The following is a 26,064-nucleotide window of genomic DNA, read 5'->3' as shown; positions in this document are numbered from 1 at the left end:
GCCAGTCCCGGACTCGTTGATCGAAGGCCATAGGGCACACGCGGCCCGCTGTCGGCAACGAGTCATCGGCGTAGGCCTTCAGGCCGCGGGCGTCTGCGAAGCGTTGGCGGTCGTCTCCGATCTCGGCCAGCATCCGGGCGCCGAGCTAGATGCCGGGGCCGGGGAAGCTGAGGATGATCTCAGCGTCCGGGTGGTGAGGGAACGCTTCATCCGCCGCTGCTTCGTGGCCGTTGGCTGCCTTGGAAGCGGCTTCCTACGAGCCCAGCCCTGACACCTACATGACGCACACGGCCCCGGTGCCCCACCGGCCAGCCGTCTGACCGAACTCGGAGCGATCACCATGACCGAAACCGGTACGCGCGTCAGCCCTGTAGTGACCACCCCCGAGACCATTCCCTCAGGTTGCTTTTGGTTCCTCGACCCCGACGGCACCCTCCGCCTTGCGCCGGAGGGCTCGCAAGCGGGACCTCCGTACTGGTCGTGTTTGAGGTCAATCCTGACTGGCGTCTTCGACTACAGCCTGACCGTCGACTACGACCGGCTGACCATGCTCCTGGAACACCACTGCGAACACCGCCAGGCCCGGATCCTGCCCGCTCTCATACGGCGCCGGGCCCCCTTCCCAAGCCTCCTCGCGCCAGCATCGCGACGGAGACCTTCAGAAGGGCACCGTTCAACTTGGGCCTCGTCGGTTGGATGGTCTCCGGAAGCGCCAACGCCTCACACTGGCGGACGAGCTGCCGGAGGATCGTATCTGCGGGAGCAGATGAGGCTCCCGGCGGCAGCGGCCGCAGACGAAGGCGGCCGACGGGTTGCGGGTTGCGGGTTGCGGGTTGCGGGTTGCGGGTTGCGGGTTGCGGCAGCAGGCGCCTGGTGACCACGGATTGGCCCAGCCGGTCCGCCGTCGACTGGCCCAGGTCGAAGGGTCGTTGACGGCCTACGGTGAACGGGCCGGCCCGTCGTGGGGACTCACAACAGCTGCCGCCGTTGCCATGGAGCAACCCGGTGCCACGGAGCGTCGGCCCGCCCCGTCGTCGCGTGCCCGAGGAGAGACATGTCGTTCCGGCTGATCCCCACTCCCGGCCCGGCGCGCGGTCTCGCTGTCTCCCAACTGGTCAACTCGTTCGGCGACGGCGCATATTACGTCTGCTCCGCGCTGTACTTCTCTCAGATCGTTGGGTTGTCGGCCGACCGGATCGGGATGGGCCTCACGCTTGCGTGGGCAGTGGGTGCGGTAACCGGCGTGCCGCTCGGCCAGTTCGCGGACCGCCGCGGCCCGAAGGGGACCGCGGTGCTGCTGGCTCTGGCCACCGCGGCGTCGGTCGGCGCGTTCCTGCTCGTGGACTCGTTCTGCGCCTTCGCCCTGACCGCGTGCGTCTACGCCACCGCGCAGTCCGGGCTGGCGGCGGCCCGTCAGGCTCTCCTCGCCGGACTGGTACGGCCACGGGACCGGACGGATGTCCTCGCCCACCTGCAGTCGGCGGTCAACGCTGGGCTGGCACTGGGTGCGGCCGCCGGCGGCCTCGCCCTCCACGTGGGCACGGCCGTGTCCTACCGGTCGGCACTGGCATTGGACGCCGTGGCGTTCGTCCTCTGTGCGCTTCTGCTGGCGGCGCTCCCCGGGCCAGCGGGCCAGGGCGGCGGCTTTGCCGACGGCGCGCGGAGGCTCGTGGTGCTGCGGGACCGTCCGTACGCGCTGGTGGCGTTCCTCAACATGGTGCTGCTGCTGCGGATGCCGCTGATCAGTCTGGCGATCCCGCTGTGGATCGCCGACCGTACCGCCGCGCCTGCCTGGGCGGTGTCCGCGCTCCTCTTGCTCAACACGGCGGTGGTAATGCTGTTCCAGGTCCGTACGGCCGCCGGAGTGCGGGATCTTGACAGCGCGGTCCGTGCGGTACGCGGCGGAGGCGTGCTGATGCTCGCGTCCTGCGGGGTGTTCGCGTGCACGGCGTCCGACGCTCCGGTGGGAATGCTGCTCGGGTTGCTCGGGGCGGCCGCCGGGCTCCAGGTGTGGGGAGAGATGCGGCAGTCGGCGGGTGCCTGGCAGATCAGCTTCGATCTGGCCCCGCCCGGCCGATACGGCCAGTACCAGGGGTTCTTCGGCGCGGGCGTGCCGGTGGCCCGGATGCTCGGCCCGCTGCTGCTGACCTCCCTGATCGTCACCTGGGGCGTGCCGGGCTGGTTGCTGCTCGGCGGGCTGTTTCTGGCGGCGGGGCTCGCCATGGGGCCTGCCGTCCGGTGGGCCGGGCCACGGGCGGCGGCGCCGGAGGCGTCTCCCACCGTGCCCGGCAGGATCTGAATCGATCCGGCGGCGCAACGGCCCGCCCCGGAGCCCCAGGGCCAACGTCACCGCTGACCATGCACGAGGTCGTAATGGGTGTCCCGTGACTGCTGCATGAGTGTGGTGGCGGTGTCAGTGGGCGAGGGCACACTGGCTGCATGATCACCCCTTCGTCTGTCGCAGACGATGCCTCCGGCCCCTCCCGTGACTGGGTGGAGTCGATGGGCGGTCCTCTGATTGTCGTCCCCGTCTCCGCCCTGGCCTCCTGGGGCGGGTGCACCGAGGGTGGTCTTATGGCGGCAGACGCCACTGCCCCGGACGACTACGACCGGGCCTGCGCGGTGAACGATCTGGCCGGTGTGATCCCCGTCGACGAGAACGGTGCGCTGGCACTGGTGCTGGCGGACGAGCCGGCGACCAGCTGCTATCTGCCCCAGCACCGAGCGTTTCTGCGGTGGCTCGCCGCCGACTCCGAGGCCGGGCTGAGAGCCGCAGCAAACACCGTCCTCGCGGACCCGGCCGCGGTGTGGGAGGAGTGCGGCACCTGGGCCTCGGACGGTCCGGCGGTGCTCATGGACTCCGCCGAAGCAGGTTCCGACCTGGGCGTCGAGTACCCCAACGGTGGGATCCCCGCTGAGGCTCCGGTCTCACTGCCAGCCGGCCGCTGGAGGGTCCGCGCCACGCAGACCGAGGTGGACGAGAAAAACTGGGTCGGCTTGGTCCAGCTCCTGCCCGCCGAATCCTGAACGGGCCGCACTTCGGTCGGGTGTGCTCAGCCGCGGCGCGCAAGGTTGTGCAGATGAGCGATGCCGAGCATCGCGTGGTGCACGCCATCGCCCTTGGGCGGCAGTCGCGCAGGATCTTCCAGGTCTTCATCCGGGCGAAGGCGTGCTCGACCCGAGCGCGGACCTTACGGCGCGAGGTGTTGTGTTCTTCTTTCCAGGTGGGCAGTTCGCTCCGCCAGGGTCGCGGCGGTGCGGGATGACGAGGCCGGTACCTCGATAGCCGCCGTCGGCGATCACTACGGCGTTCCCGACTGCGGCCTTCGCCCCGGATAGCTCCCATGACTTGCAGTCGTTGCGGTTGCCCGGCAACGGTCGGCATCGACGACCACCTGGTGATTCGTCGAGTACCGGTAGTTCTTCGACCGCTCAGCCACCGTGTGGTCGCGGGTAGGGACCGGAGTGCCGTCCACCATGAGCACGGCGTCCTTGCGAAAGCGCTTCCGGGGCCGGAACGCGAGAAGAGGCCCGACCTGCCTGATGATGCGGCCTGCTGCGGACTTCGAGACACCGAACAGCGGAGCAAGCTGGCGCAGCGTCAGGTTAGTACGCCAGTACGCAGCCACCAGAAGCACTCGATCCTCCAGAGGAATCCCCCATGGCCGACCCCGCCGAGTGATGTCGGCGCCTTCACGCCGCATTGCACGGACCACCCGGTTGAACTGGCGCGGAGCCACGCCGGTGAACGGGGCTATCCAGACACCTCACGGCGCTAAGTGGTCGACGCTCGAAGTCCTTCGGGGGTTGACCGGAGATCTGGCCGTGTGGTGTTCGCAGGCTGGCAGGGAACGGACATACGCCCGGCGTTTGTGCGTACGGCTGTCAATGAGGTGAGGCTCATCTACAACAGCTGGGAGATCCAGGCTTGGTCCTGGTCGGTGACGTTGAAGGTGACCAGTTTCTGCTCGGGATTGTCGGCGAGTTGGAGCACGCCGTGCTCCAACTCGATCTCCCTGAGGGCAGGATGACGCAGCCGCTTGGTGCCGGAGCTCAGCGGTACGACCCTGTGCTGTGACTCCCTTACCTCGCGGCTCGCCGCGTGCAAACACTCGAGCAGCGTGCTGAAGCCGGGGTCGCCCGGCTGCCGTGCCGCAGCGGTGCGGAACCGGCCGAGCAGTGCGGATACTTCGCCGGGCCAGTCGGCCATCACCTGACGGGCACCGGGGTCGGTGAGCATCCACCAGAGCAGGTTGCGGGCTTCCGGTGGCCGGGCAGTCGGTCCACAGCGCGCGGGCGGCCCGGTTGGAGGCCGGCACGTCCCAGCACCGGCCGGTGCCATGTGCGCCGGGGCACGGGGGCGGTGGCGCTCTTCCATAGGGCGAACCCCGCGTGACTCGCGCCGCCAGCGTCTGTCTTGGGTCGTCAAGGGCGGACCGGTGGTGCACTCATCGCTGCCGTCAGGAACGTGATAGCCCATCGCCGGGCCGCCTCGCCCGCTACCGGGGACGCGCAGCCAGGGGAGGGCTGCTGGTGGACCTGGAGGCGGTCGACGGCCGTCACGGCAAAGATCCCCCGCATCCGGAACGACAGCTCGTCCGGGGAAAGGCCGGGCAGTACGCGCGCGAAGGTTGCGAAGTAGCGCTCACGGACCGAGTCCTCGGCTGGGCCGGTCCAGCTGCGTGCCTCCTCGGCCGGGTCGCTGAGGATCGTCACGATCAGCCGGGACGTCCGGGCGCCGTCCTCGTCGCCGGTCGGCATCTCGTCGAACAGCGGCCCCGCGAACGCCTCCACCAGTTCGCTGACCGGTGGGTCGGGGGTCCGGGCGAGGAGTTTGTCGAGCCCGGCGCTCTGGGCGGCGGTGACGGGCTCGGTCACGCGGCGGACGACTGCCGCCATCAGCTCCGCCTTCGAGCCGAAGTGGTAGCCGACGGCGGCCAGGTTCGCTCCGGCGAGTTTGGTGATCGCGCGGATGGAGGTGCCGCGGTATCCGTGCTCGGCGAAGAGGTGCTCGGCCGCGTCGAGGATCTGGGTGCGGGTGTCTGGGGTTGCCACATAGGGGACGATACATATGTTCAATGAAACGAACGTATGATTCAAACGAACGTATGATTGAGGATTCGCTATGAAGCTACTTGTGTATGGCGCCGGGGTTCTCGGCAGCCTGTTCGCCGCCCGCATGCATGAGGCCGGCCACGACGTCTCGCTCCTCGCTCGGGGCGAACGGCTGACCGCCCTGCGCCGGCGGGGAGTGCAGCTCGCCGAGGAGGGCGGCCCGGTCAGGCGGGTGCCGGTACGGGTGATAGAGCACCCGGACGGCGGCTACGACCTGATCACCGTCCTCGTGCGCACCCACCAGGTGGATGCGGTGCTGGAATCACTCGTCGGTGTCCAAGGTGACGTGCTGTTCCTTCACAACTGGGCCGCCGGCCCGGAGCCGCTGGGCGCGGTGATCGGCCACGAGCGGGTGCTGCTCGGCTTCCCCGCGGCCGCCGGCACCATGGACGGCGACGTGGTCCGCTACCGCAAGACCAACTTCATGACCCGCCGGGTGGCGATGCCGATCGGCGAACCCGACGGCCGCACCACCCCGAGAATCGAACGGATCGTGGAGACGTTCCGCACCGCCGGGATTACCGCCAAGGCCGAGCCGCACATGGATGCCTGGCTCAAGACACACGCCGCCTTCGAAGTCCCGCTCGGGCAGGCGGTACGCGCGGCGGGTGGTCCGGCAACGCTGGCCGACGACCCGGACGCGGTCCGCGGCATGCTTCACCGCATGCGAGAAAATCTCGCCGCGATGAAGACGCCGCCGGTGCCCCGCGCGTTCACCGCGTTGCAGATGCTGCCGCAAGGACTCCTCGCGGCCGTGCTCCGGCGCTTCCTGAAAAGCCCGACGGCTGCGCACAGCGGACTCAACGCCCCCTCGTCTGCCACGACGGCCGAACTCGAGCGGCTGGCCGAACAGCTCCGTGCCCCGGCGGGATCCCGCTAAGCCACCGAGGACGGCGAAAACCTCACCACGCACGCCACCGCCAGTCTCACAGTCCTCGAACCTCCGCCAGCTCCACGGACGGCAACCGCTGACCTCATGACCGTTTCAGCAGCAATGGAGCATCCGGCCTCCGGAGTTGGCCTGGCTTTCCCCTCTTGCGGCCACATCCTTCAAATAGCGCGCCACTACAGGGCGAACGTTGGTTGATGCGCCGCGAAGGCTTCCCGCAGGCGGTGCAGGAAGCAGGCGCTGCCGCTCCCGTTACCGCCTCCGAGAGATGGGCCGCTCTCCTTCCATGCCCGTGTGCTCCGCCGCGCCCGTGGAGCTGACCGCTTCCGAGCGCCACCGGCTCAAGAAGATGGCCTACGGCCACAAGACTCCGCACCAGGCACGCCAGCTCCTGGCGGCGCGAGGCCGCGCCAACGCCCGGATCGTTGCCGAAACCCGCCTGCACGTGGACACCGTGCGCCGCTGGCGCGGCCGGTTCGCGGCCGGCAGGGTGCCTGCCCTGGCCGACCTCAAGCGGTCGGGGCGGCCACCGACGTTCACCGCTCTGCAGATCGCCGAAGTCAAGTCCCTGGCCTGTCAGTTGCCCACCGAATCCGGAATCCCGCTCTCACGCTGGTCATGCCCCGAGCTCGCGCGCGAGGCCGTCACCCGGGCCAGCACCGAGAAGATCTCCGCCTCCACGGTGCGCCGCTGGCTCAAGGACGACGCACTCAAGCCCTGGCAGCACCGCTCCTGGATCTTCATCCGTGACCTGAACTTCCGCGCCACCGCTCAGCGAATCCTGGACTTGTATGGCCGTGTCTTCGAGGGCGCTCCGCTCGGAGATGACGAGTACGTCATCTCCGCGGATGAGAAGACTTCTATCCAGGCCCGCTGCCGCTGTCACCCCACCCTGGCGCCGGGCCAGACCCGCGCGATGCGTGTCTACCACACCTACGGGCGCGGAGGAGCCCTGGCCTACCTGGCCGCCTACGACATCCACCGGGCCGAAGTCTTCGGCCGCTGCGAACAGACCACCGGCATCGTGCCGTTCATGAAACTGGTCGAGCAGGTCATGACCATCGAGCCCTACGCCAGCGCAAAACGCGTGTACTGGATCGTCGACAACGGCTCCTCGCATCGCGGCAAGTCAGCCATCGACCGCATGGCCAGCAGGTTCCCGAACGCCGTCATGGTCCATACACCCGTCCACGCCTCCTGGCTAAACCAGATAGAGATCTTCTTCTCCATCGTGCAACGCAAGGTCGTCTCACCCAACGACTTCACGAACCTCGACGAGGTCCGGGACCGGCTCCGAGCATTCGAAGACCGCTATAACGCCACGGCACAGCCGTTCCAGTGGAAGTTCACCACCACCGACCTGGACGATCTACTGGCCAGACTCGACCGGCACACACTCACCGACCGACAGGAAAGATCCTCCACCGCACTCGCAGCATGATCAACCCCCGAAGGACTTCGCGTGCTGACCACTAAGCCGTCAAGTCGGGACAGCGGGTACGAGCTCACTGTTCGATTTCGAGGGCCCTGCTGGTGTCATCAGAGAGCGTCCTTGGTGTGGCCTCGGGCGAAGTCCCATGGAGCGGGTGCATTGGTGGCCTCGTATTCGTCTGCGATGCCGAAGACGCTCCCGCATCCTGGGCATTCCGCCTGGCCGAACAGGTGCGTCAGCCCCCAGGCGAGCCGTTGCTGGCCATCCCGTACGGCCGTCTCGTGCAACATCTCCCCGGTGCCGGTCAGCTGGTCCGGGATAGCCGGCCGGAGCGGGACCTGGTGGACATCCCCCAGATTCCAGTCGCGGATCGAGGAGTAGCAGCCGTAGTCGCCGATTGCGATCGTCACCGGTGCGTCGCAGGGCGGACAAGCGACAGTGACGAAGGAATCGGTGAAGTCGTCCAGGGTCTCGAACCACAAGGGCTGGCCGTCGAACGCGAGCATGGTCCGCAACCGGCTCAGATAGTTTTTCCCGGTCAGGCCAGACCGCAGCCGGGTGGCGGCCATGGCGCGAAGGTCGGCCAAGGTCGCCGCACGGCGTGCGACTTCTTCGTCGGCGCCGTGTGGTTGAAGGAGGCCACCTGCTATGGCTCCGGCCAGATCGAGCGCCCAGTCCCCGGCGCCCTCGGTCTTCGCGATGTCCGCCAGCTGAGGCAGTGCGGCGATGCTCGCCGGGGTGATCGTCCCCTGGTGGCACAAGCGCCCCCAAAGCCCGTCGATGGCCTCCTGGTCACGACCGATGGCTCGGTCCAGCATCCCGGGTATCGCGTGTGCCGGGCCGTAGGCGTCGTGGAGTGTGGACCAGTCGATCATCCGGTGATTCAAGCATGCTGCGGAGCGACCTCCGGGAGGCGGTGAGTCGTGACCGGGATCACCTACGCCACCGCCAGTGCTGGGGCCTGCGTCGTCGGGAACGCGGTGCGTTCATCGAACAGATGACGGTTCTTGAGGCAGTGGTGGAGCTGGCCCAGCATCCGGTTGAACAGATTGCGCTGGCCTGCGGCGTGCCAGTCTCCGTGGTCGTCACGTCGCCGCCGGTAGTGGGCTTTGGCACCTGGCGAGGCAGTGATCGCTGAGAACGCCCAGAGGTAGCCGGCGTGGTTGAGCCGGTCGTTCTTCACCCATCGTCTGGTGATGCTGGACTTCTTGCCGGAGGCCCGGGTGACGGGTGAGGCGCCGGCGTAGGCCTCCAGGCCGCGGGCGTCCGCGAAGCGGGTGCGGTCGTCTCCGATTTCGGCCAGCACCCGGGCGGCAAGCTGGATGCCGAGGCCGGGGAAGCTGAGGATAATTTCGGAGTCCGGGTGCTGCGGGAACGCCTCCTCGACGGCTTGGGCGAGGTCGGCGGCGCGGACACCTGGTGGCAGGCTCTGTATGCCGCTGTCAACGCCCACTCTGACCGGCACACCATCCTCGTCGACACACAGCGTCGCGCCGGCCGCTGAACGCCCCAATACGGCATCGCCGCCCTGGCCCAGCACGCGCCCAGGACAGCCCCACCGAAGACTTCACCCCAGCGCTCGCAGCAGGGGGCCGAAGCCGAACTCACCACACATCTGCGCCCACTCACCACCGGCCGTTACCGACCTGTGATCCCGCAGGCGTTCCGATGGTGAGTGAACCGGTGAGTGCCCCCCGGTTCAGTGAGACGTCCCCGCATCCCGGTAGCAGCCCAGTTCATCACCCGACACCGAAAGCAGGCACCCATGACCTCTCTCCCGAAGCGTCCTCTCACCGGCCAGCTCACCGAGGCCGCCCTCGACACCGGAAGCCTCGCGACGAGTCTCACGGTCGGGGTCGCCACCGCCTACGCGGCGTGGGACACCCTGACCTCGTTCGGCGACCTGCGGATCATCGCCGCCGGCGCCGTCTGCGTCATCACCGCCGCAACCGCCGAGAGCCTGCTCGGCATCGTGCTCCGCCCGGTGCGCCGCTCCCTGTGGGACTCCACCCGCCCGGTCCTCGCGGCCAAGGCCCTCCCGCCGGTCGCCGCGACGGCGGACGAGTGCCACACGCAGATCGCCGCCGCTGCCGCGGTCGATGCCGCGCACCGGGCCGCGAACATGTCACACATCGTCGACCACGGCCAGCTCCTGAACCACCCGGACCGGTGGCACGGCTACGAGGACGGCGACGCGACGTTTTACCTGGCCCCCGGCGTGATCCTGCACTTCTCCTACCGCCAGGACCCCTACTCGCGTGCCGAATTCACCCTGCTGACCAGCGACGGGGACGAGCAGCTGGAGATCCGCGCCATCAGCGACGTCCACCGCCACCTCACCAGCCGGCCCACACCCGAAGCCACCGAGCCCGAAGCCACCGCCCCAAAGGCCACCGAGCCGAAGGCCGTCGCACACGGCGCAACGGGCGCCGCCGAGCCCATGACCGAACGTCCCGCGTTCTGAACGAGGACTTGACCTGACGTGCCTGTGTGCCGCCCCGGCCCGCGACTGGCCGGGGCGGTGCACAGGACCGGACAGCCCGGCCCCCACCCAGCAGGAAGAGAGACCCGCCATGGACAACCAGGCCATGCAGGAAGCACTCCGCGCAGCTGCCGAGGCTGAGCGCCAGGCAGCCGAACGCCTCACCCACGCGATCGCCGACGCCGCCCGCCGAGACGGCGGAGCCTGACCCTCCCCACCAGTCTTCCCGAAGGAGTACGGGCATGACCTCCCAACAGCACGACACGCATTTCCCCGACCGGGCCGTCATCGTCCTCATCGGCACGGCCGGGCTCCGGCAAGTCCACGCTCGCCTCCACCTGGCACCCCACCCAGGTCCTGTCCCTCGACCACTGCGGCGTGAGTGGGGCGAAGGCGCATGCTGGTGCTTCCTGTGAAGGCGGCTGGAGGACGACGGAGCGGTGCCCCGCGTCTCCGGCCTGGCAGTGCCCCGCTGCCGACCATCTGATGGCCGGCAGCGGGAGGACTTGAGGGTGAGTGGCTACGGGAGAGCGACGCGGCGCGGCATCAGGTGTCGAACCGCACCCCGCCGAGCCACGTGACCTTTTCGGGGTCGTGGTGGTCGAAGATGTGGCTGCGTGCTGTGTCCAGGCCGGTGATGCGTGCCATGTCGTCGTCGGTGAGCTGGAAGTCGAAGACGTCGAGGTTTTCTGCCATGCGTTCGGGCCGTACCGACTTCGGGATCGTGACGATCTCGCGCTGGATGAGCCAGCGCAGGGCGATTTGGGCGACGGACTTGTCGTGGGCGCGGGCGATGTCGACGAGCACGGGGTTGTCGAAGAAGCCCTGGCCGCCTTCGGCGAGCGGTCCCCAGGACTCGTGCTGGACGCCGTGTTCGCGCATCAGCTTGTGGTCGTCGGTGCGCTGGAAGAAGACGTGGGTCTCGATCTGGTTGACCGCGGGGACGATCTCGTTGTGGGTGATGAGGTCGGCGAGCCGGTCGGGGTAGAAGTTGCTGACCCCGATCGCCCGGGTGCGGCCGGCCCGGTTGAGTTCCTCCATGGCCCGCCAGGCGCCGTAGTAGTCACCGAAGGGCTGGTGGAGCAGGTAGAGGTCGAGGTGGTCGAGACCGAGTCGGTCGAGGGAGCGGTCGAAGGCGTGCTTGGCGCTGTCCTGGCCGTAGTCCTGGATCCACAGCTTGGTGGTGATGAACAGTTCGTCGCGGGGGATGCCGCTGGCGGCGACGGCCCGGCCCACGGCCCGTTCGTTCTCGTACGCCGCGGCAGTGTCGAGGAGGCGGTAGCCGGCCTCGAGTGCGGCCTCGACCGCCTGCTGGGTCTGGTCATCGGGAATCTGGAAGACGCCGAAACCGAGAAGCGGCATGCGTACGCCGTTGTTGAGGGTGATCTGGGGGATCTGCACGGTCATCGGTAGTGCTTTCTGTTGCTGGTCGGTTGAGGGCTGGGACGGTGCGGGTCAGCGGTGCTTGATGCCGGTCTGGGCGGCGGGGGCGAGGGTGGGTCCGGTGACGGGAGCGTCGCCGAGCGCCCGGTCGACGGCGGCAAGCAGGTCAGCGGAGAGCTCCACGCCCGAGGCGGCGGCGTTGCTGTGCACCTGTTCGGGGCGGGAGGCGCCGGTGATGGCGGAGGCGACCTCGCTGCGGCGCAGGACCCAGGCGAGCGCCAGGGTGGGCATGCTCAGCCCGGCCTGTTCTGCGATCGGTACGACGCGCTGGACCGCTTCGAGGGTGGCGTCGCTGTAGACGAGGTCCTTCGAGACCCCCATGTCGGCGGAGGCGAAGCGGCTGCCCTCGGGAACGGGCTGACCGGGCCTGTACTTGCCGGTCAGGACGCCCTGGGCGAGCGGGGACCACACGATCTGGGAGATGCCGTTAGCCGCGCACAGGCCGAAGACCTCGGCCTCGGGGGCCTGCCACAGCATGGAGTACTGCGGCTGGGAGGAGACGAACAGATCGGGCCCGGCGATGTCGATGCCGGCCTGGATCTGCTCGGGGGTCCACTCGCTGAAGCCGAGGTAGCGGGCCTTGCCCTGCTCGACGACCTTCTGGAACGCCTCGATGGTGTCCTCGATCGGCACGGCAGGGTCGAAGCGGTGCGCCTGGTACAGGTCGACGTAGTCGGTCTGCAGGCGGGTGAGGGAGGCGTCGATCTGCTTGGCGATCTGCGCCGGGGACAATCCCTGGTCGGCCGGGTCGTCGGACATCGGGCCCCACACTTTGGTGGCCAGGATGTAGGAGTCGCGCGGGTGGGCGGAGAGGATCTCGCCCCAGGCCGACTCTGCGGCGCCTTGTCCGTAGACGTTGGCGGTGTCGAAGAAGTTGATGCCCGCGTCGAACGCCGCCTCGGTGCAGGCGCGGGTCTTGTCGGCCTCGATACCGCCGGAGTAGGTGAGCCAGGACCCGAGCGAGATCTCCGAAACCTGCAGGTCCGAGCTGCCGAGTGTGCGGTAGCGCATGGTCGCTCCTTGCGTCAGTGTCAGTTGGTCGTTTCGCGGTGTTATACAGCCAGTCAGCGGCGGACCGCTGCCAGCCGCAGGGCGGGGTGAAGGATGCTGCTGTAGGCCGGGTTGTTGGCCGTGCCGGGCATGACAACCTCGTCGATGCGGTCCAGAACCGCCGGGTCCAGCCTCACGTGGGCGGCGGCCAATGGCGACTCCACGTGGACCAGATCGCGCGGGCCGATGGTGACCCAGGGTGGTTGACCGGCAGGCGGCCGGTACGGCGACGGTGCGTCGTGGTGGTCTGCAACAGTCTTGTACGGCTTGCTCGGATCGAGGTGTCGGATGCCGGACGGAGAGGTCCGGCATCCCTGTCAGCTTCGGGATGCCGCCGCCTTGCGGTGAGAGGCGGCCAGCAGGCCGAGGGGCAGCAGAGCCGTGAGGGCGAAGGCGAAGCCGACCAGCGACGGGCCCTGCAGGCCCAGGCGGGAGGTCATGGCGATGCCGCCGATCCAGGAGCCCGTGGCGATGCCGATCTGGAACGCGGACGTGGCCAGGGCCATGGGCAGGGACCGGCCGGCTCCGGCGATGTGGACGACCTCGCCGACCACGATGGGGTTGCAGGCGAAGCCGGCTGCGCCGAGCAGCACGACCAGGACGACGGCCAGGACGCTATCGGTCGCCCACAGGGTGATGGCGCCCAGGATCACGGCCGTGACTGCGGTGGCCGGGATCAGCGTGGTGTAGGGGCGGCGGTCGCCGAGGCGTCCACCGACCGTGGTGCCAGCCAGCGCGCCGACGCCGAAACCGAGCATCGCCAGCGGCACCACGGCTGTCGCGAGCCCGGCCCGGTCGGTCAGCAGCGGGGCGACGTAGCTGTAGGCGCCCATGATGCCGGCCTGGATGAGCGCGGTGGCCAGGTAGACCAGCCACAGGCGCGGATGCTTGAGCGCGGCCGTCTCGGCGCGCAAGGAGCTGTCAGCAGGTGTGGTGTCGGCGGGCACCCGGCGGGCCACCACCACGGCTGCGGCCACGGCGAAAGCGGCGAGCATCCAGAAGGGGGCCTGCCAGCCGCCCAGCTGGCCGGCTGCCGTACCGAGCGGGACGCCCACGATGTTGGCGAGGGTGATGCCGCCGACCATGACGCCGGTTGCGCGGGTGCTGGCGGCCGGTCCCGCAGCCGCGGTCGCCACGACCGCGCCCACGGCCCAGAAGGTTCCGTTGCCCAGCGCTGCAAGGACCCGGCCGACGAGCGCGAGCCCCATGTCGGAGCTGAGCGCGCTGACGACGTGACCGCCGGCAAAAACCAGCAGCGCGGCGACCAGGGTCAAGCGACGCGGCAGGCGCTGGGTCGCTATGGACATCACCGGCGCGCCGATCATCATGCCGACGGCAAAGGCGGTGATCAGCATTCCGGCGCTGGAGACGGTGACGCCGAGGGTGTTGGAGATCTGGGGAAGCAGGCCGGAGACGACGAACTCGCTGGTGCCCATGATGAAGGCGATGCCACCCAGCAACCACACCACCGGCGGCAGCCTGACCTTTCCGGTGGCCACGACGGTGCCGCCGTCGTGCTCAGGCGATGCGCCAGCCGGGCGGGGGCGGACTTGCTGGTTGGTGGAGGAAGGGGACGCGGTGGAGGTCACCGAAGGTCCTTTCGATCAGACGGCGCGTTCCACGGGCGCTGGAAGGCGACCGGAGGGTGGCGGACGTGCCGTGGGGACGTACGGGCGGGGGTTTTCGCACCCCGCCGAGATCTACGGAACCAGCTGCGGTCTGCGGCAAACAGTCACGCTCGTGAGGGGTAATGGCAGGGACCCCCTCCGGGCCGGGGCCCACTTGCGGGCGCACGGCAGAGCGCAGACAGGAGACCGTCGCCGCAGCAGGCGGCGACGGTCACAAGTGCGGAGGCGAGCTCGGACGCTCAGCGGGCGGGATGGGCCGGGGTCAGCGCTCGGACTCGGCCTGTTTGGCGGCCGTTTCCTGCTGTTGGGTGGCGGCCCAGCTGGCCAGGAGCTGCAGGGCGTCGGCGGCCGGTGTTCCGGGATCGGCGCTGTAGACGGTAAGGGACAGGCAGTCGTCGCCGGGCAGGTCCAAGGTCTCGTGGACCAGTTCCATCTCGCCCACCGCCGGGTGCAGGAACCGCTTCGTGCCCTCGGTGAAGACGTGCACGTCATGTGCGCCCCACAGGGTGCGGAAGGCGTCACTGCGGGTGGAGAGCTCACCGATCAGGTTGGACAGCTCGCGGTCGTAGGGGTTCTTGGCGGCCTTGACCCGCAGCACCCCTACGCCTTCGCGGGCGACGCGTTCCCAGTCGGGGTAGAGGCGGGTGGCCCGTGGGTCGAGGAAGACGAACCGGCAGGTGTTGACCGGCTCGGTCTCGAACAGCTCGCAGTGCAGGGCCCGGGCGAGCGGATTGGCGGCCAGGATGTCCATGCGGTTGTTGCGCACGTACGCGGGCTGGTCGTGCAGGCCCTCGATGATGCGCAGCACACTGGGCCGCACGGTCGCCTTCTTCGGACGGCGCCGGGCTCGGGCCCCACCGGTACCGGCTGCCCGCGCCAGGGCCTGCAGGTGATCCCGCTCGGTCTCGTCAAGGCGCAGAGCCTGGGCAAGGGCGTCCAGGACGCTGTCGGAGACACCGCCGAGGTTGCCGCGCTCCAGACGCGTGTAGTACTCGACGCTCACTCCGGCAAGCATCGCGACCTCGCCCCGCCGAAGCCCGGGCACCCGCCGCTGCCCGTACACCGGCAGGCCCGCCTGCTCCGGGGTGATCTTGGCGCGGCGCGATTTCAGGAATGCGCTGACTTCGTCCCGGTTGTCCATACGGCCAGCGTAGGCAGGCACCACCGAAGGTGGGGGACCCTGTTGTTACCCCTCATGCCAGAGACTCCCCCGCCCCTTCTCGTCGAGTTCTGATGGATTGACCGGACTTGCCGGCCTCAGGCCGCCACCGGCCTGACGCACGAAGGGACAGGGAAGCATCGTGGAGAGGGAAGCGCGGGCTGCACGCCTGCCCGGGCCCGAGGCCGGCAGGGCCGTTGTCGTCGGCGGCTCCCTGGCCGGGCTGATGACCGGGCTCGCACTGTCCCGCTCCGGGATCGAGGTCACCCTGCTGGAGCGGGTGGGTTCCTTCCCCCGCAGCGGGGCCTCGCTGGGCGGGGTGGACGAGCGCCTGCTGACGCGGCTCACCGGCGGCGCCTGTCCGCCGCCGGGCTCGGTGCCGCTGCGCTCGGTGACCTCAGGAATCCAGCCCTGGGACCTTCTCCATCAGCGGCTGCGGGCCGCCGCCGAAGCCGACGAGCGCATCACCGTGCACCACCGCACCCGCGTGATCCGCGTCGGCCAGGACGCCGACGCCGCCCAGCCGGAGCGGGCCCGCGATCCCGGGCTGCAGGGCGAGTGCCCGCGGCCCGGGGTCCGCGCCGGCCGAGTCTTCAGCGCAACGTCAGCAAGCCGTTCTGTTCGACCACGTCCAGGGAGAGCGTGCGGTAGCCGGCCGTCTCGAACAGCACGGTCAGCCGACGGCCGTCCTGGCTCATCACCGAGCCGTCCCCCCACTGACCGTGCCGGACCCGGGCGCCGAGCCGGAAGGGGTGCGGGGCGTCGTCGGCGCGGCTCACCTCCTGCGGGGCCACCGATCCGCCGGTGCCGGCCAGCACCCCCGCGGCCGCCTTCGGGCCGTCCGGGGAGAGTGCGGTGGCCTCGCAGCGGTCACAGGAGCCGCAGGGCCCCCCGGCTTCCGGTTCCTGCCCGAAGTAGCCGAGCAGGAACCGCCGCAGGCAGCCCGTGTTCTCCGCGTAGCCCCGCATCATGTCGACCCGCGATCGCTCCAGCTGCTGGTGTGCGTCACCGAGTTCGACGGCCTTGCGGGCGGCCTCCGCCGGATCGGCGGCGCCGGTGGTCTCCAGGTCTCCCGATTCGGTGGTGCGTACCGCTTCGACCTGTTCCAGTAGATTGACGACGGCCGTCAGCCGACTGGCCGTCAGGCCCGTCTCGCTGCGCAGGTCGATCGGCCGGACCGGGCCAGCGTGTTCCTCCAGTGTGCCGGCTACCTGGGAGATGGTGTCCGGGTCGGGGCGTCCGGCGGCGAAGAACCGCTGCATGCCGAGGTCCTGCGACCGGTAGGCGAGGATCGCCCGGGCCGGCTTCCCGTCCCGTCCGGCGCGGCCTATCTCCTGGTAGTAGGCGTCCAGGGAGCCGGGCACCGAGGCGTGCAGCACGAACCGGACGTCCGGCTTGTCGATGCCCATCCCGAAGGCGGAGGTGGCCACCACCACGTCCAGCTCCCCCGCGAGAAAACGGTCGTGCACCGCGCCGCGTTCCTTGGCGGGCAGGCCGGCGTGGTACGCCGCCACGCCCAGCCCCAGGTCGCCCAGCTCGCGGGCGTACTCCTCGGACTCCTTGCGGGTGGCCGCGTAGACGAGCCCGGGCTTGGGTTCGGCGGCGGCGCGTTCGACCACCGCCCTGCGCTTGTCGGCGGCGCTCCGGAAGGCGATGACCTCCAGGTGGATGTTGGGCCGGTCGAAGCCGGTGACCACCTCCCGCACGTCGCGCATGCCGAGCCGCTGGACGATGTCCGCCCGCACCGGGGCGGCGGCGCTCGCCGTGAGGGCGAGCACCGGCGGGCGGCCGATCCGGTCGATCACCTGGCCCAGCCGCAGGTACTCGGGCCGGAAGTCGTGCCCCCAGGTCGACACGCACTGTGCCTCGTCCACGACGAACAGCGCGGGCCGTGCCGCCGCGAGCTGCTCGACCACCTCGTCCTTGGCCAACTGCTCCGGGGCGAGGAAGACGAAGTCGACGTCTCCTTCGCTGATCCGGTCCCACACCGCGTCGTTCTCGCCACGGCTCTGGGTGGAGTTCACGGCCGCGGCGTCCGCACCGGCCCGTCTCAACAGGCCGCTCACCTGGTCCCGTTGCAGGGCGATCAGAGGGGAGACGACGACGGTGGGGCCGGACAGGAGTACCCCGGGCACCTGGTAGACGGCGGACTTCCCTGCGCCGGTCGGCATCACCACGAGAGTGTCGCGCTGTTCCATGACCGACTTCATCGCCCGCAACTGCTCCGGGCGCAGCCGCTCCCATCCGAACACCTTGCGCGCACTGCGCTGCAGTCGCCGGGACAACGCGCTGAAGGTGAACATGGTGCTCCTCGAGGGCTGTGGGATCGGGCCGGGCGGCAAAAGCGCCGTCCGGGTGACCTCCGACTACCCCGCGTCCGCCACCTCACGGCACCGAATGCGGCCGATCCCGTCGGCCGCCCGCAAAAGCATTCCAAGCCGGGCGCGACTACGCGGCCTGTACCTACAACGCCGTCAGGAAGATCAAGCGCAAGGCGATCGCGGCGAGCAAGCAGTGGAACGGCTACCTCGAGAGGATCCGCCGGCGTCCATCCGCGCTCGGGGTGAACCTGCCTGACGGATGCGCGCTCGAAGGCCTGGTCGTAATGCCCTTCGTCCCGTACGTGCCGATCGACTCCGCGGCCGCACAGCCGGTGGGCGACCTCTGCCACGTCTCAAGCATTCATGAGCTCATCGCAGTGGCCTTGCGGACGTAGAGCCGTCCGGATCCCGGTACCCACCGCCCCCACGTCAAGCTGCGCGGCCGCGACGATGAAGGGTCGGACGGTTCAGGGCCAGGTAGAGGGTGTGCCACAGCAAGCCGCAGCGGACTTCAAGGTGCCGCGGGCAAGGTGGATACCGGCGACCACTCCTCGCCGGAACGACCTCACGACTGGGTGATGCCCTGCACAAGCTGAGTGATGACGTTCAGGATGCCTTGACCGAGCTCGGTCGGCGCTATCAGAACGCCAAGGGCCAAGACGATGACTACAGTGAACTTCTCGTCCATGCGACTGCGCGCTTCGGTACGCCGACGCAGCCGCATGATCACGATGAAGGCGAGCAGCACCGCCACATTGATCGCCAGCACTGGGGCTGCTCCTCCGGTCGCAGGTCACTACCGCTTCTGGTGTAGCCACAACCCAACGCCGAAGCGCGGGAATTGCCGGGACTGCTGCACGAATAGGTGACACCTGACCTGGCTTGCTGAGAGGCGGCCTGGAAGGACGTTGCAGTGCCCAAGCCGTATCCCACGGAGTTCCGCGATGACGTCGTGCGGGTCGCGCGCAATCGCGAGCCCGGCGTCACGCTGGAACAGATCGCCGCCGACTTCGGCGTCCACCCGATCACGCTGTCGAAGTGGCTGCGCCGAGCCGACACCGACGAGGGCGCCAGGCCCGCGACGGCGTCGGAGGAGTCGGCCGAGTTGCGCGAGGCCAGCAAGCGCATCCGGCTGCTGGAGCAGGAGAACGAGGTGCTGCGCAGGGCTGCGGCGTATCTGTCGCAGGCGAACCTGCCGTCAAAGTGATGTACCCGCTCGTCCGCGAGCTGGCCGCCTCCGCTGCCCCACACCGGGTGCCGGTCGCGGTGACGTGCCGGGTGCTCAAGCTGGCCCGCCAGCCCTACTACCGGTGGCTGGCCTCGCCGGTCACCGACACCGAACTGGCCGAGGCATACCGGGCGAACGCCCTGTTCGACGCTCACCACGACGATCCTGAGTTCGGCCACCGCTTCCTCCTCGACGAGGCTCGCGCCGCCGGCGAGGCGATGGCCGAGCGGACCGCCTGGAAGATCTGTCGCGACAACCGCTGGTGGAGCGTCTTCGGGAAGCGGCGGGGCCGGGGCAAGAACGCCAAGGTCGGCCCGCCGGTCCACGACGACCGGGTGCGGCGCGATTTCACCGCGGCCAGGCCGAACCGGCTGTGGCTCACGGACATCACCGAGCACGCGACCGGCGAGGGCAAGCTGTATCTGTGTGCCGTCAAGGACGTCTACTCGGGCCGCATCGTGGGCTACTCCATCGACGCCCGGATGAAGTCCAGCCTCGCCGTCAGAGCCCTGGAATCCGCCGTCGCCCGCCGCGGCCAGGTCTCAAGATGCATCGTGCATTCCGACCGCGGGTCGCAATTTCGCTCACGGAAATTTCGTCGTCGTTCTCGCACGTCACAACATGATCGGATCGATGGGGAGAGTCGGTGCCGCCGGCGACAACGCGGCCATGGAGAGCTTCTTCGCGCTGCTGCAGAAGAACGTCCTCGACCGCTGTGCCTGGGCCACCCGTCAGGAGCTGCGGATCGCGATCGTCACCTGGATCGAGCACACCTACCACCGCCGCCGGCGTCAGAGACGCCTGGCCCGATTGCCCCCCGTCGCGTACGAAGCCATCATGACTCCACCCGCAGCCCTGGCTGCATAAACCCCACTGTCACCCGATCATGCAGCAGTCCCGGCTTTCTTAATACTCCTCAGAGGCAAAGGGCAGCTTCAACGTCAGCATCTGACCCACCGGCCACAGCGGCGAACGGCAGGAGAACAGTCCTTCACTCCCCCGCGAGCTCAGAGGAAAGGCCCAGCCGAAGCCGCCGCCGACCGTAACCGGTAATACAGCAGCCCCGTTCCGCGACATCGCCGAACGGGGGCACTTCCACCGCCCTGACAGACGGCCGATCGGCGAACAGGGGCCCGCGGCCACTTCCCGAATGAGCAGGCCGCCTTGAAGTGCGTCTACATGGCGATCATGTCGCTGGACCCGACCGGCAAGGGCCAGGCCCGCTGGACCATGCGCTGGAAGACAGCCTTGAACGCCTTCGACATCACCTTCGACGGCCGACTCTCCGCAGCACGTCAGTAGCCCTCAACAACCCGAGTTACACCGCTCGTTTGACAGACCCGTCCCTCGACCACTACCGGGCCCTCGTCTCGGACTCCTTCTCTGTCAAGTTGAGCGTGTTGAACTTCGGACACGCGCTACGCGTACAGCGGCCTGCTCCCGCCGCGGCCGTATCAGTCCTGCAGGGCTCGGAGCGTGGTGTTGAGGTCGGTGGTGCGGGGCTGGTTGTGGGGGAGTTTGGCGAGGGCGGCGGCCATGCCGCAGGTGTTGGTGGCGGCAGAGAAGATCAGGCCGCTGCCGATGACGGCGGACAACCAGCGGGCGGGCCGGTAGCGGGTGCCCAGGGCGAGGCCGGCGACGACGAGGGTGCCGGCGACGAGGCGGACCTGGCGTTCCATGGGCCAGACGGCTGTGGCGTTGTCGGGGCGGTGGAGGGTGTGGCCTTCGCCGGCCCAGGCGGTGGTGCCCCCGGTGAGGGTGGTGGCGGGGATGTCGGCTGCGGCAAGTTCGGTGCAGGCGGTGGTGGAGCGGTTTCCGGAGGCGCAGACCATGAGGAGGGTGCCGCGGGCGGCTGCCGCCTTGAGGGCGGGCAGGGCGGTGTGGAGGTGGTCGAGGGGGATGTTGTGGGCGCCGGGGAGGTGGCCGGAGGCGTATTCGCCGGGGGTGCGCACGTCGATGACGGTGTAGTCGTCGAGGCGGGCGGCGGCCTGGGCGGGGATGAGGGCGGTGGGGGTGCTCATGTGCGGGGTGGTTCCTTCCGTGCTGATCCGGGGAACGGGTGTCCGGACCCGGTATGATACCCCTAGGGGTATTTGATTTCGTGGAGGTGGACGGTGGAGCTGGAGATGGCGGCCGACGAGTTGAAGTCGGTTCTGAACCGGCTGCGGCGGGCTCAGGGCCAGATCGCGGGGATCATCAAGATGATCGAGGAGGGCCGGGACTGCGAGGACGTCATCACGCAGCTCGCGGCGGTCTCCCGTGCGCTGGACCGGGCCGGGTTCGCGATCATCGCGACCGGGCTGCAGCACTGCATGGCCGAGGGCGGCCAGGAGGCCGGGGACCGCGATCAGATGCGGGCGAGGCTGGAGAAGCTGTTCCTCTCCCTGGCCTGACGGGGCCGGTAGCCGGGCGATTCATGCGATCACGTCGATCAGCATGAACACGGCCACCGCCAGGAGTACCCCGGCGAAGACCTTCTGCAGGCGGTTGCCGGAGACCTTGGTGCTGAGGCGTTTGCCGTCCCAGGCGCCGAGGATCGCCGCCCCGGTGAACGGCCCGATCAGCGCCCAGTCCAGACCGCCGCCGCCGGTTCCGGTGCGGGCGGTCAGGGCGGCGAGCGAGTTGACGGTGATGACGAGCAGGCTGGTGCCGACCGCCCGCCGCATGTTCAGGCCCAGGACGCTCACCAGGGCGGGGACGGCGAGGAACCCTCCGCCGACGCCAAGGAAGCCGGTCACCGCGCCGAGTCCGGCGCCTGCCCCGGCCGCCTTGCCGGAACGTATCCGCTCCGGCGGCCGGGAGGCGGACGGACGGAACATCCGCACCGCCGCCAGTGCCGCGATCACCGAGAACGCGACGGTCAGCACGGCTTCCGGTACACGCCCGGCGGCTGCCCCGGCGAGGTAGGCGGGGATGATGCCGGCGGCGGCGAACAACGATCCGACTTTCCAGGCGACGTGGCCGTCGCGGGCGTGGGCGTAGAGGGCGGTGGCGGAGGTGGCGGCCACGATGATCAGGCTGGAGGTGGTGGCCGCGGACGGGGAGAAGCCGAGCAGGTAGATCAGGGCGGGCACGGCCAGGACGCTGCCGCCGCCGCCGAGTGCTCCGAGGGCGAGGCCGACGACGGCCCCGGCGATGAGGGCGAGAACGAGTGCGGTCACGCTATCTGGCCGTGGTTCCCGCGTTCGTCGAGGACGGGGTGTCCGGCGGCGGCCCACGCGTTCATGCCGCCCTTGACGTCAACGGCCTGCGCTCCGCGCTCGGTGAGGAGTTTCGCGGCCTGCTGGGAGCGGTGCCCGCTGCGGCAGATCACCACCAGCGGCCGACCGGACGCTTCGGACGGCAGGCCGGCGCCGGTCACGAGTTTCGACAGGGGGACGTGGACGGCGCCGGGGGCGTGGCCCGCGTTCCACTCGGGCTTCTCGCGGACGTCGAGCAGGATCGCGGCCGGCATGTCGCCGCTGGTGCGGCTGCGGGCCTGGTCCACGCTGACGCGGGGCTGGCTGCGGCGGAAGAGGAACATCAGGGTTCTCCCCTCTCCTTACTGGTGCGGTGGGCTGGGTGTCAGCCGGTGGTCAGGGGCAGGCCGGCGTCGGTGGCGGCGTCGAAGCCGTCGTCGACGGCGACGACGTCGCGGCCGGAGGCGTCCAGCAGGGACGCGGCGATCGCGGCCCGCATGCCGCCGGCGCAGTGCACCCACACCGTCCCCGGCGGGACCTCACCGAGGCGGCCGTGGAGCTCGTGGATGGGGATGTGCACCGATCCGGTGATCCACCCCTTGGACCGCTCGGAGTTCCGGCGCACGTCCAGCACCACCAGGTCAGCGGTGCTCTGGGCGGCGAGTCCGGCGAAGGTGGAGCGGGGGAAGGAGACCGGGGCCTGTCCTGCGGGCAGCCAGTCGGCGGGGGTGCCGGTGGCGGCGGCGGCCGGGCGGTCGATGCCCACCCGCACCAGTTCACGCTGGGCGTCGGCGAGCTGCTCGGCCGTCTCCGCGAGCAGGGTGACCGGCTTGCCCCACGGGATCATCCAGGCGAGGTAAGTGGCGAGCTTCCCGTCGGCCTCGAAGTTGAACGACCCGGCCACGTGCCCCTCGGCGAACGCGACACGGTTGCGCAGGTCGACGACCCACTCGCCGGCCGCGAGGCGGGCTGTGATCTCCTCGGCGTCCGCGAGGGCGGGCGGGGTCAGGTCGAGCGGTGCGGGGCCCTCGGCGTTGGCCGGGCCCATGTGCGTGTAGTAGGCGGGCACGACCTCCAGGCCGGCCAGCAGGTCCGCGACGAAGGTGTCCACGTCCACGGTGAGCGCGGTGTTCGAGCTCTTCTCCTTGCCGATGGTGGTCTCCTCGCCCTCGGACTGGGCCGAGGAGCAGAAGCTGCCGAAGCCGTGCGTGGGCAGGACCGCCGTCTCGTCGGGAAGGTCGGAGGCCAGGCGGTGGGCGGAGGCGTGCTGGGCGCGGGCCAGCTGCTCGGTCAGCCGCGGCTCGACCAGGTCCGGGCGTCCCACGGTGCCGATCAGCAGGGACCCGCCGGTGAAGACGACCACCGCCCGCCCCGCCTCGTGCAACGCGTAGGAGGTGTGGTGCGGGGTGTGGCCCGGCGTCGCGATCGCGGTCAGCATCACCCCGCTGCCGGGGTCGATGTTGGCCGTGTCGCCGTCGGCGACGGGGACACGGTCGTAGGTGACGTGCGCGTCGGCCGGTATGAGGTAGCGGGCGCCGGTGATCCGGGCAAGTTCGAGTCCGCCGGTGACGTAGTCGTTGTGGATGTGGGTCTCCACCACGTGAGAGATCCGCACCCCGCGCCGGGCGGCTGCCGCCAGGACCTGGTCGATGTCGCGCGGCGGGTCCACCGCCACCGCGGCGCTCTTACCGCCGGCCAGGTAGCTGCGGTTGCCGAGACCTTCCAGCTCGATGGTGTCAACGAAGAACACGCCGGTACTCCTAACGAATGGAAATTACCCGGGGGGGTATCTGTTTCCACCGTAACACCAGTACCCCCGGGGGTATATTTCAGGTCGGAGGCTGTCCCGATCGGGTACCCGCCGCACATCGGACGCATCAGCGCACCGGACGACAAGAAGGAGAACGGCCATGACCTACAGCCGCACCGTGCACGTGAACGGCAACTTCGCACAGACCGTGACCGCCGTACGCGAAGCACTGGCCGAACAGGGCTTCGGGATCCTCACCGAGATCGACGTGCAGGCCACGCTGAAGGAGAAGCTGGGCCACGAGATGGAGGACTACCTGATCCTCGGCGCCTGCAACCCGCCCCTGGCCCACCAGGCGATCGAGGCGGACCGCTCCATCGGCCTGCTGCTGCCCTGCAACGTCGTCGTCCGCACCGACGGCGACCACATCGCCGTCCAGGCCCTCGACCCCGCCACCATGGTCACCCTGACGGGACAGGACGCCCTCAAGCCCGTCGCGGAGGAAGCAACCCGCCGCCTGGACAACGCCCTGTCCGCGCTCACCGGCGGCAAGGAATAGCACACAGCGCATAAAGCCGCCGCTCAGGGTGAGCGGCCTACGGCACCGCGGGCCGCGCCTCCGGTCGCCGCGTCGTACGCGGGGCGCGGCGAGAGGCGGGCAGCGGGCGCCACGTCGCGACCAGGGCGACGGCCAGGAGCAGTTCGGCGATGTCGCCGCCGTAGTACATGATCTGGGCGCCGCCCTGGACCTGGTCGACGGGGGCGTGGATGCTGATGCCGAAGCCGCCGTACATGAGCTGGGAGATCACCGCGTGCGCGGCGATCGCCACGCCCAGCACCACCAGCCGCACCGGAACGCTGGGCCGGGCGGGGGCCGGGTCGGGGCCGGCGATGACGTAGGCGAACAGGCACCCGGCGAGCAGGAAGTGGGCGTGCAGCAGCCAGTGCAGCCCCGTGTTCGCCGACATCGCGTTGTACAGCGGCGTGAAGTACAGCAGCCCCAGCGTGCCCACGCTAAGCAGCAGTGCGGTGACCGGGTTGGCCAGAACGTGCAGCGGCCTGCTCTGCACCAGGCCGGTCAGACGCCGTGCCTCTTCAGCGGGAAGGTTCCGCAGCAGCAGCGTGACGGGCGCACCCAGCACCAGCCCCAGCGGTGCGTACATGCCGATCAGCAGGTGCTGGAGCATGTGGCCGCGGAAGTCGCCGTGCACCCACGGTGCGACCGGGGGCAGCAGGCCGGCCGCCAGCAGCACGCACCCGGCCAGGAACCATCCGGTGCGCCACCGGCTCCACCCGGCCTGCGCATTGCGCCGCCGCGCGCGGCCCGCCAGCAGCACATAGCCCGCGGCCAGCAGCACGACGAACACCGCCGGCAGCAGAACCTCCAGCGGCAGGCCGCCGGCCTCCTGGTGGTGATGTGCCGGATGCCCGGTCATGCGCGCCGCGCCTCCCGTACCGGCCCGTCGCCTTCCGGGTCGAAGGGGGTGGCGCGGCGCTGGATCAGCCAGCCCACCGCGACCAGGATGGCACCGAGCAGCAGGAAGCCGAGGTCCCACCAGATCTGCTGGTCGCCGGCGTAGACGTGGTGGATCCCCAGGATGTGGTGGTCGAGGACGCCCTCGACGATGTTGAACAGGCCCCAGCCGACCAGGATCCAGCCCCAAAGAGCCGCCGACGTCCACACGCGGCGCCGGTGGTGCGTCACCCGCGCGTACAGGATTGCCAGGCCGGCGAGGACCGCTACCCAGCAGATCGCGTGGAAGATGCCGTCCCACACCGTGTTCATCTCCAAACCGGAGACGGTGTTCGCCGGGTAGTACTTCACCCCGATCCGGTCGTGATTGGTGCTGGTCAGCATGTGATGCCACTGCAGTAGCTGATGCAGCAGGATCCCGTCCACGAAGCCACCCAGCCCCACACCGAGGATGATCCCCGGCAACTGCAGACTCCGAGGCCGCTCACCCGCCATCGCGCCCTGGCGCTCCGCACTCACACTGCTCGACATCCCGCTACCTTCCGATGGGCCGGCGACTGGGTATCCGGGCGGGTACCCGGTTGACAGCTCTTCACCACATCACTTGTCCTCCACCCGCGCACGCTGGGTAGGTCGAACGACGGCACGGGACACCACCTGCTGGGGACGCGTTGGCCATGGACAGCGACAGGTTCCGATCGCCCGCATCATCGCGCCGCGGCGATGCCCTGGACACTGTCCGCCCCCTGCGATGGTCGCGATCATGGATGTGCCGTGCACAGACTCAGGGCCCTACGCGCTTCACCCCGGCGCTACCGCACGGCCCTGGAGCTGCGCCTCCGCCTGGCCCCGTGAGTGCCTGGCGCGAGGCTGGTGTCCCGCGCGCCCCCGCGGGTGTGCGCGATTCCCGCGAA

23 protein-coding genes and 6 pseudogenes are annotated in these 26,064 nt (G+C 69.6%); 10 read left to right on the top strand and 19 right to left on the bottom strand.

The window, feature by feature from the left end:
* Window positions 1-67: 67 nt before the first annotated feature.
* A pseudogene (locus OG927_RS34225) lies at window positions 68-250 on the bottom strand (transposase); the annotation flags it as partial.
* Window positions 251-1,054: 804 nt separating this feature from the next.
* On the opposite strand from OG927_RS34225, the gene OG927_RS34220 reads away from it, so the two are divergent.
* Together OG927_RS34220 and OG927_RS34215 are read left to right on the top strand one after the other, a co-directional pair.
* Window positions 1,055-2,299 carry an MFS transporter gene (locus OG927_RS34220; protein ID WP_124283612.1) on the top strand — a complete coding sequence of 415 codons (1,245 nt, stop codon included), beginning with the start codon at window positions 1,055-1,057 and terminating at the stop codon, window positions 2,297-2,299.
* Window positions 2,300-2,439: 140 nt separating this feature from the next.
* Complete coding sequence (locus tag OG927_RS34215; RefSeq protein ID WP_124283613.1) at window positions 2,440-3,027, top strand: Imm21 family immunity protein; 588 nt, start codon at window positions 2,440-2,442, stop codon at window positions 3,025-3,027.
* Between the two features lie 26 nt (window positions 3,028-3,053).
* Here the strand turns inward: OG927_RS34215 and OG927_RS34210 are convergent.
* The 3 genes and pseudogenes from OG927_RS34210 to OG927_RS34200 all read right to left on the bottom strand — a co-directional run bounded on the left by OG927_RS34210 (window position 3,054) and on the right by OG927_RS34200 (window position 5,055).
* Window positions 3,054-3,758, bottom strand: a pseudogene (locus OG927_RS34210) (transposase).
* Between the two features lie 146 nt (window positions 3,759-3,904).
* Window positions 3,905-4,240 (bottom strand): MmyB family transcriptional regulator, encoded by a 336-nt coding sequence (locus tag OG927_RS34205; RefSeq protein WP_124283614.1) that lies wholly within the window; start codon window positions 4,238-4,240, stop codon window positions 3,905-3,907.
* A 185-nt stretch (window positions 4,241-4,425) separates the two neighbouring features.
* Complete coding sequence (locus OG927_RS34200; RefSeq protein ID WP_124283615.1) at window positions 4,426-5,055, bottom strand: TetR/AcrR family transcriptional regulator; 630 nt, start codon at window positions 5,053-5,055, stop codon at window positions 4,426-4,428.
* A gap of 70 nt (window positions 5,056-5,125) precedes the next feature.
* Between OG927_RS34200 and OG927_RS34195 the strand changes: the two genes are divergently transcribed.
* On the top strand, window positions 5,126-5,995 hold the full coding sequence (locus OG927_RS34195; protein ID WP_124283616.1) for a ketopantoate reductase family protein: 870 nt from the start codon (window positions 5,126-5,128) through the stop codon (window positions 5,993-5,995).
* A 295-nt stretch (window positions 5,996-6,290) separates the two neighbouring features.
* Window positions 6,291-7,445 (top strand): IS630 family transposase, encoded by a 1,155-nt coding sequence (locus tag OG927_RS34190; RefSeq protein ID WP_241192074.1) that lies wholly within the window; start codon window positions 6,291-6,293, stop codon window positions 7,443-7,445.
* Window positions 7,446-7,543: 98 nt separating this feature from the next.
* On the opposite strand, the gene OG927_RS34185 is transcribed toward OG927_RS34190, so the two are convergent.
* Window positions 7,544-8,311 (bottom strand): hypothetical protein, encoded by a 768-nt coding sequence (locus tag OG927_RS34185; protein ID WP_124283617.1) that lies wholly within the window; start codon window positions 8,309-8,311, stop codon window positions 7,544-7,546.
* Window positions 8,312-8,373: 62 nt separating this feature from the next.
* Window positions 8,374-8,844 (bottom strand): annotated as a pseudogene (locus tag OG927_RS34180) (transposase); the annotation flags it as partial.
* 357 nt (window positions 8,845-9,201) lie between these two features.
* On the opposite strand from OG927_RS34180, the gene OG927_RS34175 reads away from it, so the two are divergent.
* Complete coding sequence (locus OG927_RS34175) at window positions 9,202-9,900, top strand: hypothetical protein (protein ID WP_124283618.1); 699 nt, start codon at window positions 9,202-9,204, stop codon at window positions 9,898-9,900.
* Between the two features lie 564 nt (window positions 9,901-10,464).
* Here the strand turns inward: OG927_RS34175 and OG927_RS34170 are convergent.
* From OG927_RS34170 to OG927_RS34150, 5 genes are all read right to left on the bottom strand, one after another.
* Window positions 10,465-11,325 (bottom strand): aldo/keto reductase, encoded by an 861-nt coding sequence (locus OG927_RS34170; RefSeq protein WP_330321441.1) that lies wholly within the window; start codon window positions 11,323-11,325, stop codon window positions 10,465-10,467.
* A gap of 48 nt (window positions 11,326-11,373) precedes the next feature.
* Entirely contained in the window at window positions 11,374-12,372 is a 999-nt protein-coding gene (locus tag OG927_RS34165; protein WP_330321440.1) for an aldo/keto reductase family protein, read from the bottom strand.
* A gap of 53 nt (window positions 12,373-12,425) precedes the next feature.
* Window positions 12,426-12,563, bottom strand: coding sequence for a hypothetical protein (locus OG927_RS34160; protein ID WP_164494275.1), 138 nt, complete (start codon window positions 12,561-12,563; stop codon window positions 12,426-12,428).
* Window positions 12,564-12,728: 165 nt separating this feature from the next.
* Window positions 12,729-14,000: an MFS transporter gene (locus OG927_RS34155; protein WP_330321439.1), complete on the bottom strand. Its 1,272-nt coding sequence runs from the start codon at window positions 13,998-14,000 to the stop codon at window positions 12,729-12,731.
* Window positions 14,001-14,301: 301 nt separating this feature from the next.
* Window positions 14,302-15,180 (bottom strand): helix-turn-helix transcriptional regulator, encoded by an 879-nt coding sequence (locus OG927_RS34150; protein WP_124283620.1) that lies wholly within the window; start codon window positions 15,178-15,180, stop codon window positions 14,302-14,304.
* Window positions 15,181-15,340: 160 nt separating this feature from the next.
* Here OG927_RS34150 and OG927_RS36120 point away from each other — a divergent pair.
* Window positions 15,341-15,478: pseudogene (locus tag OG927_RS36120) on the top strand (FAD-dependent monooxygenase); the annotation flags it as partial.
* Between the two features lie 313 nt (window positions 15,479-15,791).
* On the opposite strand, the gene OG927_RS34145 reads toward OG927_RS36120, so the two are convergent.
* Both OG927_RS34145 and OG927_RS34140 read right to left on the bottom strand, forming a co-directional pair.
* Complete coding sequence (locus OG927_RS34145) at window positions 15,792-17,501, bottom strand: RecQ family ATP-dependent DNA helicase (protein ID WP_330321438.1); 1,710 nt, start codon at window positions 17,499-17,501, stop codon at window positions 15,792-15,794.
* A 583-nt stretch (window positions 17,502-18,084) separates the two neighbouring features.
* Window positions 18,085-18,288: a hypothetical protein gene (locus OG927_RS34140; protein ID WP_056792772.1), complete on the bottom strand. Its 204-nt coding sequence runs from the start codon at window positions 18,286-18,288 to the stop codon at window positions 18,085-18,087.
* Between the two features lie 144 nt (window positions 18,289-18,432).
* On the opposite strand from OG927_RS34140, the pseudogene OG927_RS34135 reads away from it, so the two are divergent.
* Window positions 18,433-19,614, top strand: a pseudogene (locus tag OG927_RS34135) (IS3 family transposase).
* A 252-nt stretch (window positions 19,615-19,866) separates the two neighbouring features.
* Window positions 19,867-20,049, top strand: a pseudogene (locus OG927_RS34130) (IS256 family transposase); the annotation flags it as partial.
* A gap of 152 nt (window positions 20,050-20,201) precedes the next feature.
* Here OG927_RS34130 and OG927_RS34125 read toward each other — a convergent pair.
* Window positions 20,202-20,768, bottom strand: coding sequence for a rhodanese-like domain-containing protein (locus OG927_RS34125; RefSeq protein ID WP_056792770.1), 567 nt, complete (start codon window positions 20,766-20,768; stop codon window positions 20,202-20,204).
* 93 nt (window positions 20,769-20,861) lie between these two features.
* On the opposite strand from OG927_RS34125, the gene OG927_RS34120 reads away from it, so the two are divergent.
* Window positions 20,862-21,140 carry a metal-sensitive transcriptional regulator gene (locus tag OG927_RS34120; RefSeq protein ID WP_056792769.1) on the top strand — a complete coding sequence of 93 codons (279 nt, stop codon included), beginning with the start codon at window positions 20,862-20,864 and terminating at the stop codon, window positions 21,138-21,140.
* 21 nt (window positions 21,141-21,161) lie between these two features.
* Here OG927_RS34120 and OG927_RS34115 read toward each other — a convergent pair whose 3' ends face one another.
* From OG927_RS34115 to OG927_RS34105, 3 genes are read right to left on the bottom strand one after another with little or no spacing between them, the layout of a single operon-like run.
* Window positions 21,162-21,908 (bottom strand): sulfite exporter TauE/SafE family protein, encoded by a 747-nt coding sequence (locus OG927_RS34115; protein ID WP_056792768.1) that lies wholly within the window; start codon window positions 21,906-21,908, stop codon window positions 21,162-21,164.
* Window positions 21,905-22,270 carry a rhodanese-like domain-containing protein gene (locus OG927_RS34110; protein ID WP_164494276.1) on the bottom strand — a complete coding sequence of 122 codons (366 nt, stop codon included), beginning with the start codon at window positions 22,268-22,270 and terminating at the stop codon, window positions 21,905-21,907. The genes OG927_RS34115 and OG927_RS34110 overlap by 4 nt, the downstream gene beginning before the upstream one ends.
* A gap of 41 nt (window positions 22,271-22,311) precedes the next feature.
* Window positions 22,312-23,676, bottom strand: coding sequence for an MBL fold metallo-hydrolase (locus OG927_RS34105; RefSeq protein ID WP_124283625.1), 1,365 nt, complete (start codon window positions 23,674-23,676; stop codon window positions 22,312-22,314).
* 160 nt (window positions 23,677-23,836) lie between these two features.
* Between OG927_RS34105 and OG927_RS34100 the strand changes: the two genes are divergently transcribed.
* Window positions 23,837-24,235 carry a DUF302 domain-containing protein gene (locus OG927_RS34100; RefSeq protein ID WP_056792765.1) on the top strand — a complete coding sequence of 133 codons (399 nt, stop codon included), beginning with the start codon at window positions 23,837-23,839 and terminating at the stop codon, window positions 24,233-24,235.
* Between the two features lie 37 nt (window positions 24,236-24,272).
* Here the strand turns inward: OG927_RS34100 and OG927_RS34095 are convergent, their stop codons facing one another.
* Complete coding sequence (locus tag OG927_RS34095) at window positions 24,273-25,112, bottom strand: cytochrome c oxidase assembly protein (protein ID WP_330321437.1); 840 nt, start codon at window positions 25,110-25,112, stop codon at window positions 24,273-24,275.
* Entirely contained in the window at window positions 25,109-25,681 is a 573-nt protein-coding gene (locus OG927_RS34090) for a DUF2243 domain-containing protein (protein ID WP_079100770.1), read from the bottom strand. The genes OG927_RS34095 and OG927_RS34090 overlap by 4 nt, the downstream gene beginning before the upstream one ends.
* Between the last annotated feature and the right edge of the window lie 383 nt (window positions 25,682-26,064).

This window comes from Streptomyces clavifer (assembly GCF_036345975.1).
Classification (GTDB): Bacteria; Actinomycetota; Actinomycetes; order Streptomycetales; family Streptomycetaceae; genus Streptomyces; species Streptomyces clavifer.
The sequence above is the reverse complement of the archived record's forward strand: the minus strand, read 5'-3'. Positions and strand labels throughout refer to the sequence as shown.

What these genes read in the sequence shown, in the direction of transcription:
- OG927_RS34220 (WP_124283612.1), top strand. Translation starts at nt 1,055, where the DNA reads ATGTCGTTCCGGCTGATCCCCACTCCCGGCCCGGCGCGCGGTCTCGCT.
- OG927_RS34215 (WP_124283613.1), top strand. Translation starts at nt 2,440, where the DNA reads ATGATCACCCCTTCGTCTGTCGCAGACGATGCCTCCGGCCCCTCCCGT.
- OG927_RS34205 (WP_124283614.1), bottom strand. Translation starts at nt 4,240, where the DNA reads ATGCTCACCGACCCCGGTGCCCGTCAGGTGATGGCCGACTGGCCCGGC.
- OG927_RS34195 (WP_124283616.1), top strand. Translation starts at nt 5,126, where the DNA reads ATGAAGCTACTTGTGTATGGCGCCGGGGTTCTCGGCAGCCTGTTCGCC.
- OG927_RS34190 (WP_241192074.1), top strand. Translation starts at nt 6,291, where the DNA reads ATGCCCGTGTGCTCCGCCGCGCCCGTGGAGCTGACCGCTTCCGAGCGC.
- OG927_RS34185 (WP_124283617.1), bottom strand. Translation starts at nt 8,311, where the DNA reads ATGATCGACTGGTCCACACTCCACGACGCCTACGGCCCGGCACACGCG.
- OG927_RS34175 (WP_124283618.1), top strand. Translation starts at nt 9,202, where the DNA reads ATGACCTCTCTCCCGAAGCGTCCTCTCACCGGCCAGCTCACCGAGGCC.
- OG927_RS34170 (WP_330321441.1), bottom strand. Translation starts at nt 11,325, where the DNA reads ATGACCGTGCAGATCCCCCAGATCACCCTCAACAACGGCGTACGCATG.
- OG927_RS34165 (WP_330321440.1), bottom strand. Translation starts at nt 12,372, where the DNA reads ATGCGCTACCGCACACTCGGCAGCTCGGACCTGCAGGTTTCGGAGATC.
- OG927_RS34150 (WP_124283620.1), bottom strand. Translation starts at nt 15,180, where the DNA reads ATGGACAACCGGGACGAAGTCAGCGCATTCCTGAAATCGCGCCGCGCC.
- OG927_RS34145 (WP_330321438.1), bottom strand. Translation starts at nt 17,501, where the DNA reads ATGTTCACCTTCAGCGCGTTGTCCCGGCGACTGCAGCGCAGTGCGCGC.
- OG927_RS34125 (WP_056792770.1), bottom strand. Translation starts at nt 20,768, where the DNA reads ATGAGCACCCCCACCGCCCTCATCCCCGCCCAGGCCGCCGCCCGCCTC.
- OG927_RS34110 (WP_164494276.1), bottom strand. Translation starts at nt 22,270, where the DNA reads ATGTTCCTCTTCCGCCGCAGCCAGCCCCGCGTCAGCGTGGACCAGGCC.
- OG927_RS34100 (WP_056792765.1), top strand. Translation starts at nt 23,837, where the DNA reads ATGACCTACAGCCGCACCGTGCACGTGAACGGCAACTTCGCACAGACC.
- OG927_RS34095 (WP_330321437.1), bottom strand. Translation starts at nt 25,112, where the DNA reads ATGACCGGGCATCCGGCACATCACCACCAGGAGGCCGGCGGCCTGCCG.
- OG927_RS34090 (WP_079100770.1), bottom strand. Translation starts at nt 25,681, where the DNA reads ATGTCGAGCAGTGTGAGTGCGGAGCGCCAGGGCGCGATGGCGGGTGAG.